Annotated in this window: 11 protein-coding genes; 4 read left to right on the forward strand and 7 right to left on the reverse strand. The window is 73.2% G+C overall.

Translation table 11 applies throughout. The annotated features are described in order from the left end of the window. Positions 1-66: 66 nt before the first annotated feature. From JW613_RS00875 to JW613_RS00895, 5 genes are all read right to left on the reverse strand, one after another. Entirely contained in the window at positions 67-693 is a 627-nt protein-coding gene (locus JW613_RS00875; RefSeq protein WP_209208749.1) for a DUF5709 domain-containing protein, read from the reverse strand. A 125-nt stretch (positions 694-818) separates the two neighbouring features. Beyond that, positions 819-1,493 carry an HAD family hydrolase gene (locus JW613_RS00880; RefSeq protein ID WP_209208750.1) on the reverse strand — a complete coding sequence of 225 codons (675 nt, stop codon included), beginning with the start codon at positions 1,491-1,493 and terminating at the stop codon, positions 819-821. A 79-nt stretch (positions 1,494-1,572) separates the two neighbouring features. Then, positions 1,573-3,066, reverse strand: coding sequence for an aminotransferase class I/II-fold pyridoxal phosphate-dependent enzyme (locus JW613_RS00885; protein ID WP_209208751.1), 1,494 nt, complete (start codon positions 3,064-3,066; stop codon positions 1,573-1,575). Positions 3,067-3,194: 128 nt separating this feature from the next. Next, positions 3,195-4,214 carry a non-homologous end-joining DNA ligase gene (ligD, locus tag JW613_RS00890; protein ID WP_209208752.1) on the reverse strand — a complete coding sequence of 340 codons (1,020 nt, stop codon included), beginning with the start codon at positions 4,212-4,214 and terminating at the stop codon, positions 3,195-3,197. Then, complete coding sequence (locus tag JW613_RS00895) at positions 4,211-4,828, reverse strand: DNA polymerase ligase N-terminal domain-containing protein (protein ID WP_099885510.1); 618 nt, start codon at positions 4,826-4,828, stop codon at positions 4,211-4,213. The genes ligD and JW613_RS00895 overlap by 4 nt, the downstream gene beginning before the upstream one ends. Positions 4,829-5,243: 415 nt before the next feature. Between JW613_RS00895 and JW613_RS00900 the strand changes: the two genes are divergently transcribed. Continuing rightward, a complete protein-coding gene (locus JW613_RS00900) occupies positions 5,244-6,287 on the forward strand; it encodes an NUDIX domain-containing protein (protein WP_209208753.1) in 1,044 nt (347 codons plus the stop codon). Positions 6,288-6,347: 60 nt separating this feature from the next. After that, positions 6,348-7,133 (forward strand): class I SAM-dependent methyltransferase, encoded by a 786-nt coding sequence (locus JW613_RS00905; protein ID WP_209208754.1) that lies wholly within the window; start codon positions 6,348-6,350, stop codon positions 7,131-7,133. Here JW613_RS00905 and JW613_RS00910 read toward each other — a convergent pair. Both JW613_RS00910 and JW613_RS36530 read right to left on the reverse strand, forming a co-directional pair. Continuing rightward, a complete protein-coding gene (locus tag JW613_RS00910) occupies positions 7,073-7,945 on the reverse strand; it encodes a thioesterase II family protein (RefSeq protein WP_209208755.1) in 873 nt (290 codons plus the stop codon). The two genes, JW613_RS00905 and JW613_RS00910, sit on opposite strands and share 61 nt — an antisense overlap. After that, positions 7,942-13,836, reverse strand: coding sequence for an SDR family NAD(P)-dependent oxidoreductase (locus tag JW613_RS36530; RefSeq protein ID WP_307865736.1), 5,895 nt, complete (start codon positions 13,834-13,836; stop codon positions 7,942-7,944). The genes JW613_RS00910 and JW613_RS36530 overlap by 4 nt, the downstream gene beginning before the upstream one ends. A gap of 141 nt (positions 13,837-13,977) precedes the next feature. Here JW613_RS36530 and JW613_RS00920 point away from each other — a divergent pair, with 141 nt between their 5' ends. Then, positions 13,978-14,784 (forward strand): VOC family protein, encoded by an 807-nt coding sequence (locus JW613_RS00920; RefSeq protein WP_209208757.1) that lies wholly within the window; start codon positions 13,978-13,980, stop codon positions 14,782-14,784. Between the two features lie 194 nt (positions 14,785-14,978). Further along, positions 14,979-15,728 carry an MIP/aquaporin family protein gene (locus JW613_RS00925; protein WP_209208758.1) on the forward strand — a complete coding sequence of 250 codons (750 nt, stop codon included), beginning with the start codon at positions 14,979-14,981 and terminating at the stop codon, positions 15,726-15,728. Positions 15,729-15,846: the final 118 nt, after the last annotated feature.

A 15,846-nucleotide genomic window follows, 5' to 3' on the forward strand; every position in this document is an offset into this window, starting at 1 on the left:
GGTGCGGGGTTGTGCCCCGCACCCTCCTTCACGCCTCTCTCGCCGGCGCCCACGCGCCGCTCCGCCCTACTCGCCCGAGGTCGCCTCGTCCTCGTCCACGGTGTGCAGGGCCTGCTCCTCCGGGGAGAGGCCGCCGGACTCGCCGGTCTCCCTGCCGTAGACGTCCTGGCGGCGGGGCGGTGTCATCTCCGGATCGGCGCGCAGCTGCCCCGCCTGGTCGTCCGGCGGGCCGGAGACCGCGTCCCGCTCGGTCTCCTCGGGCCGCTCCTCGGCGAGCCGCTCGTCCAGGGACTCGCCCTCGCGCATCTCGGCCGGAGTGGGCGCGGCACGGGTGGCGGCGGTCGGCGTGTCACCCGGCACCGACTCCTGCTGCGGGTCGTTGGACCGCTGCTGCATGGGGGCACCGTCCTGCAGATCAGGGATGCCCTGGTCCTCGGGCTCGGCGCCCGGGTCGGCGGGTTCGGCGTACTCCTGGTCGGACTCCGCCTGGGGCGTCAGGAAGGAGGTGTCGAAGCCCCCGCTGTCGCCTCCGCTCGCCCGGGGCGGCGGGTCGGACTCCACGGGCGGTTGCCACGGACCGCGCTCCGGGCTCTCGTCCGGCTGCCGGCCCTCGACGGGACCCGCCTGCATCTCGGCGGCGTCCTCGGTGGTGACGCCCTCTTCCGCGGGGATGTCCCTGCCGTCTCCCGTCATGGTGGCCTCCTCTCGTGTGGACGCTCCGGGTACCCATCCGACGCGGCGGCTACGCGGGCAGCCGCCCGCCCGGACCGGAGGCCGGCCCGGCGCGCCGGGCCGGTCCTGGGCCGCGGTCGCCGCGCTCAGCTCTCCTGTTCCAACCTGGCGTAGGCGCTCTCGTCCAACCGGGTGAGCAGGTCGGCAGGTCCCTCGTAGATCTCCTGGGCGCCGGCCCGGATCAGCTCGGCGCGCGGGATGCCGCCGGAGAGCACGCCGAGCGCGGTGACCCCGGACCGGGAGGCGGCACGCATGTCCCATACCGCGTCGCCGAGGAAGACCGTCTGCTCACGGGCGGCTCCGGTCAGTTCCCTGGCCTGTTCCACGGAGTCGGGTGCCGGTTTGCCCTCCGCGACGTCCGAGGCGCTGGCGATGTGGGCGATGACCTCGTCGGCGTCCAGGGCGCGGCGCAGCGCGGCCAGCTCACCACCCACCGAGGAGGTGACCAGCACGATCGTCCAGCCCCTGTCGTGCAGTGCGCGCAGCAGTTCGCGGGCGCCCTCCAGCGCCGCCAGCCGTTCGTGGCAGGTGGCGAAGAGCGTCTTGTGGGCGGCGTCGATCGTCGTGTCCTGCTCCGGGTCCCTGCCCTCCCCCAGCACATGGGCGATCAGATCGCCGCCGCCGAGCCCCACGGCCCGGTGCACGGCCGCCATGGGCACCTTGTGCCCCGCCTGGCGCAGCGCCTCCCACCAGGCGTGTACATGGAGATAGGTGGTGTCGGTGAGGGTGCCGTCGACATCGAAGAGCGCGGCGCGTGGCATGGCGGCTCCTTCGTTCGGGTGAGGGTGAGCGTGCGGGTGTGGAGGGTCGGGAGGCCGGGGGCGGAGGGCGTCCGGAGGATCAGGAACGGCCGGGAGCGGCGGGGGGCTGTCCGTCGGCGAGCACCCGAACCGTGTCGAGGTCGGGTGCCGCGGCGTCGGGCAGGTTCATCCCGGCCTCCACGCCGCTGCGCAAATAGTCGAGCACGGTCCTGGTGAGCCGCTCGCCGGGCAGCACTGTGGGGATGCCCGGCGGATAGGGGGTGACCATCTCGGCGGCGATCCGGCCCTCCGCCCGGTCGACGGGGACGTCCTCTATCGCGCCGAAATACGCGTCCCGCGGCAGACACGCCAGCTCCATCCGCAGGTCGGACGGGGCACACAGCCGGACCGGAGGCGCCTTGGGTATCTCGTCGGCCCGCGCCGTCAGCTCACGCAGGGCCTCCAGGAGCCGTCCGGTGGTCTCCCGGTCGTCGGCGTGGGTGAGCTGGGTGTTGATTCTGCGGTGGTCGCTGATGTGGACGTCGAGGTGCCGGTGCTCACGGAGCCAGTCGGCGGCCTGGTAGCCGTTGAGCGGCAGCTCGTCCAGGTCGATGACGACGGGCAGCGGGTCCAGGTCCGCGGCCTTGCCCTCACCGACGAAGTCGGCCCGGTCGTTGACGTGCAGCCCGTCCATGGCCTCCACCCGCTGCCGCACCTCGGCCGCGAGGCCGAGCGCGTGCGAGAGCAGCTGGTGGCCGTGCTGCACCATCTGGCGGCGCCAGCCGTCCAGACCGGCGTAGAGCAGCACATTGGGGCTGGTGGTGCCCAGCAGGTCGGCGCGCTGGGCCAGCAGCAGCGGGTCGATGTGGTCGCCCTGCAGATGGAAGACGGAGCCCTGCTCGAAGCCGCTGCCCATCTTGTGGATGCTGGTCACGCAGACGTCGGCGCCCGCGTCCATCGCCCAGGTGGGCAGGTCGGGATGGAAGGGCAGATGGGCACCCCACGCCTCGTCCACGATGAGCGGCCGCCCGTGGCGGTGGCAGACCTCCGCGACGGCGTGCAGATCCGCGCAGGTGCCGTACGGGGTGGGGCTGGTGACCAGGGCGCCGCGCGCGTCGGGGTGCTCCGCGAAGGCGGCCTCGAACGCGGCGGCCGAGGGCGCGTGCGCCAGCAGCCGTTCCTCGTCCCACTGCGGCTCCACCCAGACCGGGTGGATGCCCGACAGCAGCAGCCCGGAGATCACCGACTTGTGGGCGTCCCTGCCGACCAGCAGCTTCTCGTGCGGCCCGGCAACCGCCAGCATGGCGGCCTTCACGGACAGCGAGCTGCCGCAGGTGGAGAAGAAGGTGTGCTCGGCGTGGACGGCCTCCGCCATCAGCTGTTCGGCCTTGACCAGCACGGCACCGCGGGTGCGTCGGTCGTCCAGCCCGCCGGAGGCCAGGACGTCGCCGTGGAAGACGGCGTCGCCCAGCACCCCGCGCACCCGGGGGTCGGCGCCGCGCGCCTGCTTGTGTCCCGGCGGGGTGAACGGCAGCTCCCCCGCCGCCTGGTATCGGGCCAGTGCCTCCAGCACTGGTGCGGTGTTGTGGTCCATGCGTCCCCGGGTGCCCTCTCGGACGGAAGAGAACCGGAGAGGGCTTGCCCGGTGCCTCCCGCGTACGCGCCGCACGGGGCTGCGCTCCGCGAGGGGCGCAGCGCTCCGTGAGGGGAGGCGGGGCACGGCTAGCGGCGCTCGCGCGGGGTCTCGCGGACGACGTCCTCGGGCCGCTTGTCGTCCCGCAGGCCCAGGAAGCGGGGGTGCCGCAGCATGCCGTCGCGGGTCCACTCGGTGAAGCCGATCTGCGCCACGAGCCGGGGCTCCACCCAGTGCGCGCCGCGCTCGCGGACCGGGTCGGCGAACGGGGAGCGGCGCACCGCCAGCTCGTCCAACCCACGGCGCAGGGTCATCAGCGTGGCACGGTCGTAGCCGGTGCCGACCTTGCCCGCGTAGCGCAGCGCGCCGTCCTCGTAGTAGCCGAGCAGCAGTGCCCCGAAGCCCACTCGACTTCCGGCGGGTTCGGTGAAGCCACCGATGACCAGTTCCTGGCCGCCCGCGCACTTGAGCTTGAGCCAGTCGGACGAGCGGCGCGGCTGGTAGCGCCCGTCGGCGCGCTTGGCGATCAGCCCCTCCCAGCCGTGTCGGCACGCCTCGTCCAGCAGTTGCGGGCCGCCCTCGTTGCGGTGGGTGGTGAAGCGTAGGGGGGCCTGGAAGTCCAGTGCCCTGCGCAGCAGCGACTTGCGGGTGCGCAGCGGGAGCCGGGTCAGGTCCATGCCGTCGAGCCGCAGCAGGTCGAACACGTAGTAGGTGATGGCCACCCCGCTGGCTCTGGCCTGCCGTTCGGTGCTCAGCTGCATGCGCTGCTGGAGGCGGGCGAAGTCGGTGCGACCGTGCGCGAAGGCGACGATCTCGCCGTCCACGGTGAAGTCGGCGCGGCTCTGTGCGGCCAGTGCGTCGGCGATCTCGGGGTACGTCGCCTCGACGCGCCGGCCCGAGCGGGACAGCAGCCGTTCGCTCCCGTCCTCGCGTACCGCGAGCACTCGTACACCGTCGAGCTTGCGTTCGAATATCCAGCCGCTTGCCGGGAAGTCCCGTCTGTCGGTCAGCTCGGCGCGCATGGGCTTCTCCGCCAGCGCCGCACCCGGCGGCGCCCGGCGCAGCAGTGCGCGCTGGTCGGCGGGGAGGGTGTCGAGCAGATCGCTCATGACCGCCCGCCCTCGCGGGTCCACTCCTCCGTCGCCTCCTGTGCGACCTGTTTGAGCGTGCGGTCGCTGCGGGCCGAGCGGACGCGCCATGGATCGGGGGTGCCGCGGGAGGAGGCGTGGCTGTCGTTCTTCTTGACCAGCAGCCATGCCTCCCGTTCGCCGTCCTCCCCGCTGCGGAAGCGGGAGAGGGCCCAGTCGCCGCGCAGCTTGCCGCCGTGCATCCGGAAGGAGATGTGGCCCTTGTCCAGCGCCTTGCCGAAGTCACGGGAGAGCGGTTCGTAGGTGCCTTCGTCCCACACGATGACCGGCCCGGCGCCGTACTCTCCCTCCGGGATGACGCCCTCGAAGGTGCGGTACTCCAGGGGGTGGTCCTCGACCGGCATGGCCAGCCGCTTGTCGTGCGGGTCCGTCGAGGGCCCCTTGGGTACCGACCACGACTTGAGCACGCCGTCCCACTCCAGCCGGAAGTCGAAGTGCAGGCTCGTCGCATCGTGGATCTGCACCACGTAGTGCGGCTCCTCGTCCCGCTCCGTGCGCTTGCCCTTGGGCTCAGCGGTCCGGTCGAAACGCCGCTTGCCGCGGTACGCCTTCAGCGCGTCGTCGTCGCCACTCACGCCTCGTCCTCACGTTCCGTGCCGCGTCCTGTCCGCCTGGTTCCGTCCGCGCGCGTTCCGCGCGGAGACCCGCGCTGCTCGCGCGCTCTCGCTCCTCCCGCGTTCCCACTGTCCCGCGGAACACACGGGCTCGCAGTGGGAGCCCGCGGACCGCCACCGCCCCGGTCCGGTCCGGGGCGACGTCACCGGTCGGCGTACGGGCAAGTGGACGCCGTCGGCACCGCTCGGGGCGCCATTACCGGATACTCAGAGTCATATACGTTTCGTTAGTACAGCAGTCCGGGATACACGAGCGGCGGCAGCGCCGCTGAGCCGAACGAGCGGCGTACCCAATTCCGTGGCGCGTCAGTTGACTTCATCGGAGGCGCGCGCACCGTACCGGCCCGCCTCCGCCACCGGAGACGAGGAGGGCCGCATGACGTCGACACCCCGTACGCCTGCCACCACCACCGCACCCGCGTCCGCGCCGTCGGCCCGCCGGGCGACCGCCACCGCGGCACCGCTCCCCCAGGACGAACTCGCCGCCTACCTCGCCGCCCACCCCGCCCCGGCCGCCGCGGTGGACGCGGTGATCCGCGACGAGCGGGGCCGCCTCCTGGTCGTCGACCCGGTCTACAAGGCGGGCTGGGACCTGCCCGGCGGCATGGTCGACGACGAGGGCCTGGTCGACGCGCTCGTACGGGAGCTCCGCGAGGAGCTGCGGCCGGCCGCGCTGCGGGTCGGCCGCCTGCTGGCCGTCGACAACGTACCGGCCACCGTGTACGGCAGGGCGCTGACCGCCTGCGTCTACGCCGTCCAGCTGCCGTACCCGGTGACCGTGCGGGACCTGCGGCTCCAGCCCGACGAACTGCGCGCCGCCGAGTTCCTGCCCCAGGACGAGGCGCTGTGCCGGCTCCCCGAACGGTTGCGCCGCCGCACGGCCGCCGCGCTCGGCGCCGAGCGCGGTGCTCATACGGCGCACCTGCTGGACGGCCACCCGGCACCCCTCGACGACCGGGACCGTCGCGCCCTGCTGCCCAGCCCCGCCGTCGCCGCCGCCGCGCTGGTCACGGACGGTACGGGCCGGGTTCTGGTACGGGACGCCGGAGCAGCCGGGGACACCCGGGACACCTGGGCCGCCTGGGATGAGGGGGCCACCTGGCGACTGCCGGGCACCCTGGTGTCCGCCACCGAAACCCCCGCGGAGGGCGCGGCCCGGGCCCTGGAGACGCAGCTGGGGCGGGCGGCGGGCGTCTCGGTCGGCAGGCTGCTGACCGTCGACAGCACACGGTGCCCGGCGGGCGGCCGGACGCTGATCACCCACCTCTTCGAGGCCCACGTCGCCCTCCCCGAGCACCCCGGCGCCGCCCGTCTGCTCCCGGCGGACGAGGCACTGCGCGCCCTCCCGCCCCACGAAGCCCGCCTGCTGCGCAGCTCCCCCGGCCGGACCCCCGGTGCCCAGGGGCCTACGGAAGAGTGAGAAGTGAGAAGAGTGAAAGGAGCGGGCCGTAACGAGCCCGAGGGTGGGCAGGATGGGACGGTGACTTCTCAAACCCGCGCGATGTCGTTCAACGCGGCGGCGGATCGTTATGCCGCGTACCGACCGTCCTATCCGTCCGAACTCTTCCGCGCCCTGGCGGAGCTGGCCGGATTTCCGCTGGCAGGGGCCCGGGTCGCCGATGTCGGAGCCGGCACGGGCATATCCACCGCCCAGTTGCTGGAGCGCGGCGCCGAGGTGATCGCCGTGGAGCCGGGCGCGGGCATGGCCGCATGGTTCCGCAAGAGCCTGCCGGACGCACCGTTGATCCGCGGGGACGCCAACGCGCTGCCACTGGCGGACAGCAGCCGCGACCTGATCACCTACGCGCAGTCCTGGCACTGGACCGACACCGCGCGTTCGGTTCCCGAAGCACTACGGGTGTTGCGCCCGGGCGGTTCGCTCGCCATCTGGTGGAACACCACCGCCCTGGACGTGCCGTGGATCGCCGAGCAGACGGAGCGCATCACGCGCCACACCGGCGCCACCTCTCCCTCCCTGACCCCCATCGACGACCCCGACGCGGTACGAAGGGCGGGGCTCGACGGGCTCCGCCTCGCCCGCCGCCATGTGCGCTGGAGCCGTACCGTGCCGCTCGACACCCATCTGGGCAATCTCGCCAGCCATTCCGGGTTCCTCGTCATGGACGAGGAGGACACCCGGGAGTTCCTGGACGCCGAACGCGTCCGGCTGCGCGCCATCTTCCCCGACGAGCGGATCCCGGAGACCTATGTGGTCGACCTGTGGGTGGCGGGCGACACCGAAGGCGGCCCGGCGCAGGCCGGGTAGCCGGCGCGCCGGCCGAGCGCCGAGCGGATCAGCCCCACCAATTCCGCTGTGCGCTCGTTGACGAAGAAGTGGTCGCCGGGCACGGGCCGGAATGTGAAAGGTCCGCTGGTCAACTCGCCCCACGCCCGCATGGAGCCGGGCGGGAACGTGGTGTCGGCCAGCCCGGCGAGCGCGGTCACCGGGCAGCTCACCAGCGGCTCGGCCGACGGCACCTCCGGCCCGGGGCCCGCCCAGGGACGGTAGGTCTCGGCCAGGGTGAAGTCGGCACGCAGCCCGACCCGCGCCAGCTCCACCGCCGCCGGATCGTCGAACAGTTCGACGGGCACCTGCCCGTAGAGACCCAGCGTGGTCATGAAGGCCGCGCGCGGCAGATCGTGGACCGGCTCCCGGCCCAGCGGCAGTTGGGGCGGGTGCTGCGCCGCGACCGTCAGACCCAGCGGCACATGCCCGGTGGCCTCCAGCCGGCGCGCGGCCTCGAAGGCGACCAGCGCGCCGAGGCTGTGGCCGAAGAGCGCGTAGCCGTCCGCGCCGCCCACCTGCTGCCGCAGCTGCGGCAGCAGGTGGGTCATCAGACCGTCCATGGTGGTGTGCGGCGGCTCCGTCGCCCTGCCCTCCCGGCCGGGGAGCTGAACCGGGACCACCTCGATCTCGGGTGCGAGCAGCCGCTGCCAGGGGCGGTACGCGGAGGCGCCCTGTCCGGCGCAGGGGAAGCACAGCAGGCGCACCCGCGGCCGCCCCCCGGGCCCGGGCGGTACCGGTGGCGGGAAGGGGAACCAGGGGCTGGAGCTGTGCGCCGGGGTGGTGGTGCTCATGCGGTGATGATCCCTGCGATGGCTCGTACGGTGGGGTTCTCGATGAGGGTCGCGATGGGCAGCTCGGTGTCGAACTCCCGGCGCACCCGGGCGGCGAGCTGCACGCCGACGAGCGAGTTGCCGCCGAGCGCGAAGAAGTCGTCGTCCATCCCGATGTCGTCGATGCCCAGCGCCTCGGACCACAGCCGCGCCAGCCGCCGGTGGGTGTCGGCCGGTGCCGCGCCGTTGTCCCGCTCCGGCTCACGGGCGGCGGGTACCGGCGGCCGGGTGCCGTCGGCGGTGGTGGCCGCCGGGAGGGCGTTCGGCTGCCCCGCGTCCGCGATCACGTCCTGGGTGAGCGCTTCGACGGCGCGCAACCGCCGCTCCATGCCCTCGGGGATGACGACGACCTGGGGCCCGACGCGGTCGCCGAGAATGTGCCAGAGCGCCTGGACGCCCTCCTCGGGGCGGATCGCGAACTCACCACCGAGGCCCTGTGCGGCGGACTGCCCACCGGGGTCGGGGGGAGTGTCGCTGCTGTCCGCGGGGTGCGCGGCGGCGGTGATGCCGCGCCGGAACTCCTCGGGGTCCCGGACCCGTACCGTGTAGCCGGTCACATCCACGATCTCGCGGCCCTCGTCGTCGGTGAGGGTCAGATCGAAGGTCACCATGTTCCGGTGCGTGCTGCGCCGCCGCGAGTACACATGGACCGTCGCCGGCAGCGGGCCCCGCACCGTGATGCTGCTGATGGAGAACGGCAGATAGCTCTGCCCCGTCGGACCGAGCTCCGGCAGATAGACGGAGTTGGAGGTCGCCGCGTCGAACAGCGCCGGATGGAGCGGGTGGTCGGCCAGTTCGGCGAGATACGGTTCCGGCATCTCGATCCGGGCCAGCGTCGAGGAGTCGTCGCGCCGCAGCTCCGCCAGGTTCGACCAGCGCGGCCCGAAGTCGACCAGGCCGAGCTCCGGGTAGTAGGACTCGGTGTCCGGCTTGACGACGGGAAAGCACTCCCGCAGCACGCCCAGGTCGTGCACCTGCGCCTTGGCCTTGGGTGCCCTGTGGAGCTGTCCCGTCGCATGCTGCGTCCACTCCCCCTCCTCGTCGGTGCGGCTGGCGACGGTGAAGTGGTAGCCGCCGCTCTCGGGGACGAGGGAGGTCCGCAGTGTGGTGCGGCCGTGGAGTGCGAGAACGGAGAGGAAGGTGACGTCGGTCAGCACCAGCCGGTCGTCCGCAACCGGATCGTCCAGCAGCGCGTCCGCACCTGCCGCGCGGGCCATCTCCAGATAGCCCGTCGCGGGCCACACCGGCGTGTCGGCCACCCGGTGTTCGCGGGAGACCCAGTGCGTCTCACCGTCCAGCACGAGGCGGTAGGTGATGCTGCCGTCGGCGTTGTCGCTGCGCTCGCCGAGGAGAGGCCCGTCGACCGTGCCCGGTGCGTGTCCGGTGTCGCGGGCGTCACCGGCGTGGACGTCGCCGGTGTCGTGGGCGTCGCCGGGGCGTGGGTGGTCAGCTGCTCCGTGCCCGTTCGACATGGCGAGGGAGCCCACGTCCCCCGCCGGGTTGCCGGTCTGCAGGGCGCGGAAGGCGGCCGGGGCGAGAGCGTCCGCCTTGGCGGCCATGCCGACCTCGGCCCAGGCGTCCCAGTTGACGGAAACGGTGAAGCCGGGCCCCTCCGCCGCGCGGGCGTGCGCGTAGGCGTCCATGAAGGCGTTGGCCGACGCGTAGTCGGTCTGGCCGAGGTTCCCGGCGACGGAGGTGATGGAGGAGAAGAGCACCATCAGCTCCACCCGCTCCCCCAGCAGCCGGTCCAGTACCAGCGTGCCCGACACCTTGGCCGCCATCACCCGCTCGGCTTCCGCCCGGGTCTTGAGCGCCAGCAGGCCGCCGCCCGGGACGCCTGCGGTGTGGAAGACCCCGTCGAACGCGCCGAACTGCCGCTCCCCGCGCTCCACCACGGCCCGCATCGCGGCCTCGTCCGCCACATCCGCGCGGCACACCAGCACGTCGGCGCCGTACTCCTCGATCCGGCGCAGCCGCCGTACCGTCTCGCGCACGGAGTCGTCTGCGCCTCCGGCCGAGGCGTCGGCGGCAGCGGTGTCGGCGCCTCGCGCCGGGTCGCCGGTGAGCAGCCGGTCCCACTCCGCCCGGTCGGGGAACGGCGTGCGGGCGGTCAGTACGAGGCGGGCGCGTACGGCCTTGGCCAGGCCCTCGGCCACCGCCAGCCCGATGCCGCCGAGGCCACCGGTGATCAGATAGGTGCCGCGCTCGCGCAGCGGCCCCGCGGCTCCCTTGACCCGCGGCTCGGGGACCTGGCCGTAGCCGAGCAGCCAGCGTCTGCGGCCCCGCATCGCGACCCAGCGGTCACCGCAGGCGGCGAACGGCGGGGCGGGCCGCCCGGCCCTGGCCAGCTCCTCCCACAGCCCCTGCTCGAAGCGGTCCTCGGCCACGTCCAGGCACCGGACAGTGATCTCCGGCAGCTCCTTGGCCATCACGTCGCACACCCCGGTCACCGCGGCCCGCGCGGGGGCGACCGGTTCCGCACCGGAGACGGCGCGCAGCCGGGAGCCGACCACGTCCCAGCGCATTCCGGACACCGAGGCCGAGCCGCGGTCGGCGAACGCCTGGGCGAGGTGCAGCACGCTGAAGAAGCCGAGGTCCAGCCATCCGCCGACGTCGTCGGGACCGTACTTCGCGGTCGAGGGCTCCTGCCCGCCGAAGACAGCTGGCGGGCCCCACAACCAGCCGTGCAGGACCCGTGCGGGCAACAGACCGTCGGCGGTCAGGGAGTCGGCGAGCGCGTCGTAGTCCTCCCGGACGCCGGGGCGCAGTACATAGCGGCTGCCCGTGAGCCGTTCGAACCGTTCGCCCGGTTCGGCGGTCACCACTTGGGCGCCGGCACTTCGCAGCCGGTTGACGATGCCGTCCAGGCCGTCGCCCCTGCGGAAGACCAGCCAGGTGCCGGTCGGCGAGCCGGTGCCGTGAGGCGGGGCGGGGTCCTCGCGCCATTCGGGGCGGAAGAGCGCCCGTTCGATGGGCCGCCGCCCCTCGTCGGGCTGCGGCGGCTGCTCCTCGGGGGCGGCGGAGGCCGCAGGCTGCTCGACAGGGTCCAGCCAGTGGACGGTGCGCTGGAAGCGATAGGTGGGCAGCGGCACCCGACGCCAGTTCTCGCCCCGGTAGCCGGCCCAGTCGACATCGGCGCCCGCAGCCCACAGGTCGGCCACGGCCCGGGCCAGACAGCGCGGGCCGTCGTCGGCGCCCTGCGGCAGCGGCATCGTCGGCACCACGGTACGGTCCCGGCTGCCGGAGGCGACCGCCTGGGCGCGGGTCAGCCCGGTGAGCACCTGGCCGGGGCCCGCCTCGACGAACAGCAGTTCGCTGTCCTCCAGCAGCAGTGCGACGCTGGGCGCGAATTGGACGGGCGCGCGCAGATGCCGCGTCCAGTAGTCGGGGTCGACCGCCTGCTCGTCGGTGATCCACTCGCCGGTGGTGTTGGAGACGAACGGCAGTTGCGGAGCGCGCAGTTCGACCTTGGACAGCTCGGCGGCGAACGGTTCCAGCGCGGGCTCCATCATGGCCGAGTGGAACGCGTGCGAGGTGTGCAGCCGATGGCCGGTCACGCCGCGTTCGGCCAGTGCCGCCTGCGCGGCGTCCACCGCCGCTTCCGGTCCGGACAGCACGGTCAGCCGGGCGCCGTTGTAGGCGGCGATGTCGCAGCCCGCCAGCCCCTCGACCGCTTCCGGCGGCGCGGGCACGGCCAGCATGCTGCCGCCGGGCAGCTCCTGGACCAGCGCGCCGCGCCGCACCACCAGCCGCACGGCGTCGGCGAGCGTGAACACACCGGCGAGGCAGGCTGCGACGTATTCGCCGACGCTGTGGCCGACCATGGCGGCCGGGCGCAGTCCCCACGCCAGCAGCTGCCGTGCCATCGCGTACTCGACGGTGAACAGCGCGGGCTGGGCCATGCTGGTGCGGGTCAGCCGCTCGGCGGCACCGCGCTCGTCGGCGGCGAACATCACCTCGCGCAGGTCGGTGTCCAGCAGCGGGCGCGCCAGCTCGGCGCACTCGTCGACGGCCGCGCGGAAGACCGGTTCCTGCTCGTAGCAGCGGTGGCCCATGCCGAGGTGCTGGGAGCCCTGGCCGGGGAAGAGGAAGGCGACCGGCGCTCCTTCAGCGGGTGCCGGGGCTCCCCCTCCCCCGGCCTGTGGCCGGGAGCTCGCCCCGGTCCGGACGGCGCGGCGGAGCGCGGCGGGGGCGCCTTCCGTACCGGGGACCACGGCGACCCGGTGCCGGAAGTGCGGGCGGCCCAGGCTCAGTGTCGCGGCGACATCGGCCGGGTCCTGTTCGGGGTGGGCGTCGAGGTGGTCGGCGAGACGGCGGGTGGCGTCGGCGAGCGCTTCGGGGGTCCGCGCCGACACGGGAAGCAGCAACGGGCGCTGCCGGGCCGGCTCGACGGGTGCGGCCGACGCGGCGGACACGGCCGAGTCGGCTGAGGCGGCCGAGTCGGCGGGCCGGGTGTCGGCGGGTGCGGAGAAACGTTTCGGCTCGGGGTGGGCGGGCGGCTGCTCCACCACCACGTGCGCGTTGGTGCCGCCGACCCCGAAGGAGCTGACGGCCGCGAGCCGGACGTCGTGGTGCGCCGGCCAGTCGGACAGCTCGGTGTTGACGTAGAAGGGGCCGTGCTCGAAGTCGATGGCCGGGTTGGGCCGGGTGTAGTTGATGCTCGGCGGTATGCGGCCGGTCCGGAGGGCAAGGACGGTCTTGACGAGCCCGATGACGCCCGCTGCGGGCCCCAGGTGGCCGACGTTGCCCTTGACGGAGCCGATCGGGCAGACGCGGACGCCGGTCATACCCAGGTCGCGGTAGGCGCGGGTGAGCGCGTTCACCTCGATGGGGTCACCGACCCGGGTGCCGGTGCCGTGCGCCTCGACATAGCCGATGGCGGCGGGATCGAGGCCGTGGGCGCGCATCGCCCGCCGGATGAGCAGGGCCTGACCCTCGACGCTGGGCGCCGTGAACCCGGCCTTGAGGGCGCCGTCGTTGTTGACGGCGGAGGCCCGGATGACGGCATGGACGTGGTCGCCGGCGGCCACCGCGTCGACGTACCGCTTCAGCACGACGGTACCGACCCCGGTGCCGAAGATCGTCCCGTCCGCGTCGGCGTCGAAGGGGCGGACCCGACCGGTGACGGAGAACATGCCGCCCTCGGCCGAGTGGTAGCCGGTCTTGCGCGGCAGCTCGACCTGGACGCCGCCCGCCACGGCGGCGTCGCACTCACCGCCCAGCAGCGCCTGGCACGCCATGTGCACGGCGACCAGCGACGTGGAGCAGGCGGTCGCCACGTTCACGCTCGGTCCGGTGAGGCCGAGTTGGTGCGAGACGGCAGTGGTGAGGTAGTCGGCGGCGTTGGCGACGATGACGCCCACCTCGCCGAGGAAGGCGGTGGCCTCGGGGTGGGTGTTGACGTTCCACTCCCGGTAGAAGTTGGGCGCGCCACCGCCGTAGACGCCGACCGTGCCGGGGACCTGGAACGGGTCGTAACCCGCGTGTTCGAGGGCCGTGTAGGCGGACTCCAGGAAGAGCCGGTGCTGCGGGTCGCGTACCTGTGCCTCGCGGGGAGTCAGGCCGAAGAAGCGGGCGTCGAATTCGGCCACGTCGTCGAGGACCGGTTTGGCCCTTATGTAATGCGGGTCCGCCAGTACGGAGGCGGGGATGCCGGCCGCACGCAGCTCCTCCTCGCTGAACCGGGTCACCGACTCCGCACCGGCCGTCAGGTTGGCCCAGAAGGTGTCCAGATCGGCGCTGCCGGGCACCCTCAGCGCCATGCCGACGACGGCTATGGCGTCCTCCCGGCCCCGAGCGCCTCGGCCGTTCCCGGATGTGCCGGCCGGCCCCCGTGGGTTCGTACTGTGCACCGCGCAGCCCCCTTACCTGATGTCCGTGCATCCTCCGCCGCCCCCAACTCACCCGTCAATGCGTACAGTTCGACAATGACGTACGGCGGGCCGCGCTGTCGGCGCGCCGAGCGGGTGGACCGCCGAGGGAGGAGAGCACCGGTGCCCGAGCCCATGTCCTACCCACCGGGGGCGCCCTGCTGGGCCGAGCTGCACACCCCCGACCAGGCCGCGTCCGAGCGGTTCTACACAGCGGTGCTGGGGTGGGGGCATCTGCATGCGGGACCGGCGTACGACCACTACGGATACGCCACCTGGCAGCGGCACATGGTGGCCGGTATCGCACCGTTCGAGCCCGGAACCGACGGGGACGGCGAGGAGACGGCGAGCTGGATCGTCTCCTTCACGGCCGACAGCGCCGACGAGCTCGCCGACCGGGTGGTGGCGGCGGGCGGCGAGGTCACCCATGGCCCCGAGGACTTCGGTGTGCTCGGGCGCGCCGTCGTGGCGGTGGACCCCGCGGGCGCCCATGTCGGCTTCTGGCAGCCCCGGGCGCATCTGGGCACCGGCCTGTACCGCGAACCGTCCGCGCTGTGCTGGGCGGAGCTCGCCGTGCACGACACCGGCGCGGCGGACCGCTTCTACGAGGCGGTGCTGGGCCTGCGGACCACCGAGTACACCGCTGCGGGCGAGGAGCACTACGCGGCCTTCCGGCTGCCTGCCCGGGCGGCGGACGAGCCGCTCGGGGAGGCGGTGGCGGGCCGGACCGTGCTGGGAGCGGAGCAGCGCGAAGCGGAGCCCTTCTGGATGCCCTACTTCGGCACCCGGGACGCGAAGGAGACCGCGTCGGTGGCCCGGCGGGAGGGCGCCACCGTGCTGTACGAGGGGGCGAACGGGGAGGGGCGGGGTGTCGCCGTACTCCGCGATCCGCAGGGTGCGGTTCTCGCGCTGCTCGAACTCCCCGCCTGAAGAGGAGCCGCCGCCTCAAGGGGAGCCGCCACCTGAGGGGGAGCCGCCACCTGAGGGGAGCGCGCAGCGGACGCCGAGCCTCCGCCGGGAATTGTTGGTCGGCAGGCTGGAGCAGCCCCTGTCCAGCAAGTAGGGTGCGCGCCCATCGCCGTCGAGAGAACGGTGTGTGAGCCGCGACGTTGTGGAGGTAGTGGATGAGCGCGGGCTCGATCTTCTTGTGGGAACTTCTCGGTACCTCGATACTGGTCATGCTGGGTACCGGCGTTGTCGCCAACAACGTACTGCGCAGGACGAACGGCACCGGCGGGGGCGTGCTGTTCGTCAACATCGGCTGGGGCTTCGCGGTCTTCACGGGCGCGAGTCTGGCGGCGCCCAGCGGCGCGCACCTCAACCCGGCCATCACGCTCGCCCTCGCCGTGGCCGACAAGACCGAGTGGTCCGATGTGCCCATATACATGCTGGCGCAGATGCTCGGCGGTGTCATAGGCGCGGTGCTGTGCTGGGCCACGTACAAGCTGCAGTTCGACGACCACGACGACCCGGCGGGCACGCTCGGCGTGTTCTCGACGGCGCCGACGATCCGCAACAGCTTCTGGAACGTGGTCACCGAGGTGCTGGGCACCTTCGTGCTGGTCGCCTTCGTGCTCTTCTCCCCCACGTTCAAGCCCGGGGACGGCAACGGCGGCATTCCCGACTTCGGCAACTCCGCACTGGGCTACGCGGGTGTGGCCTTCGTCGTGCTGGTGATCGGCACCTCGCTGGGCGGGCCGACCGGTTACGCCATCAACCCGGCCCGTGACCTCGGCCCGCGGCTCGCCTACGCCTTCGTCCTCCCCATCAAGGGCAAGGGCAAGGCCGACTGGGCCTACTCCTGGGTCCCGGTCGCCGGTCCCCTCCTGGGCGGTGTGCTGGCGGCTCTGCTGTATCTGGCCTACCCGGCCTAGTCGACATCCGGCCCACCCGGCGGGTCCGCCGCGACGAGCCACTCCTACGGGTGGCTCATGGGCGATGCGGCGGGTCCGGTGGGGGCGCGAGCGATTTGATCTGACCCGGTGGTGGCCA

The organism is Streptomyces smyrnaeus, assembly GCF_017676345.1.
GTDB classification, from domain to species: domain Bacteria; phylum Actinomycetota; class Actinomycetes; order Streptomycetales; family Streptomycetaceae; genus Streptomyces; species Streptomyces smyrnaeus.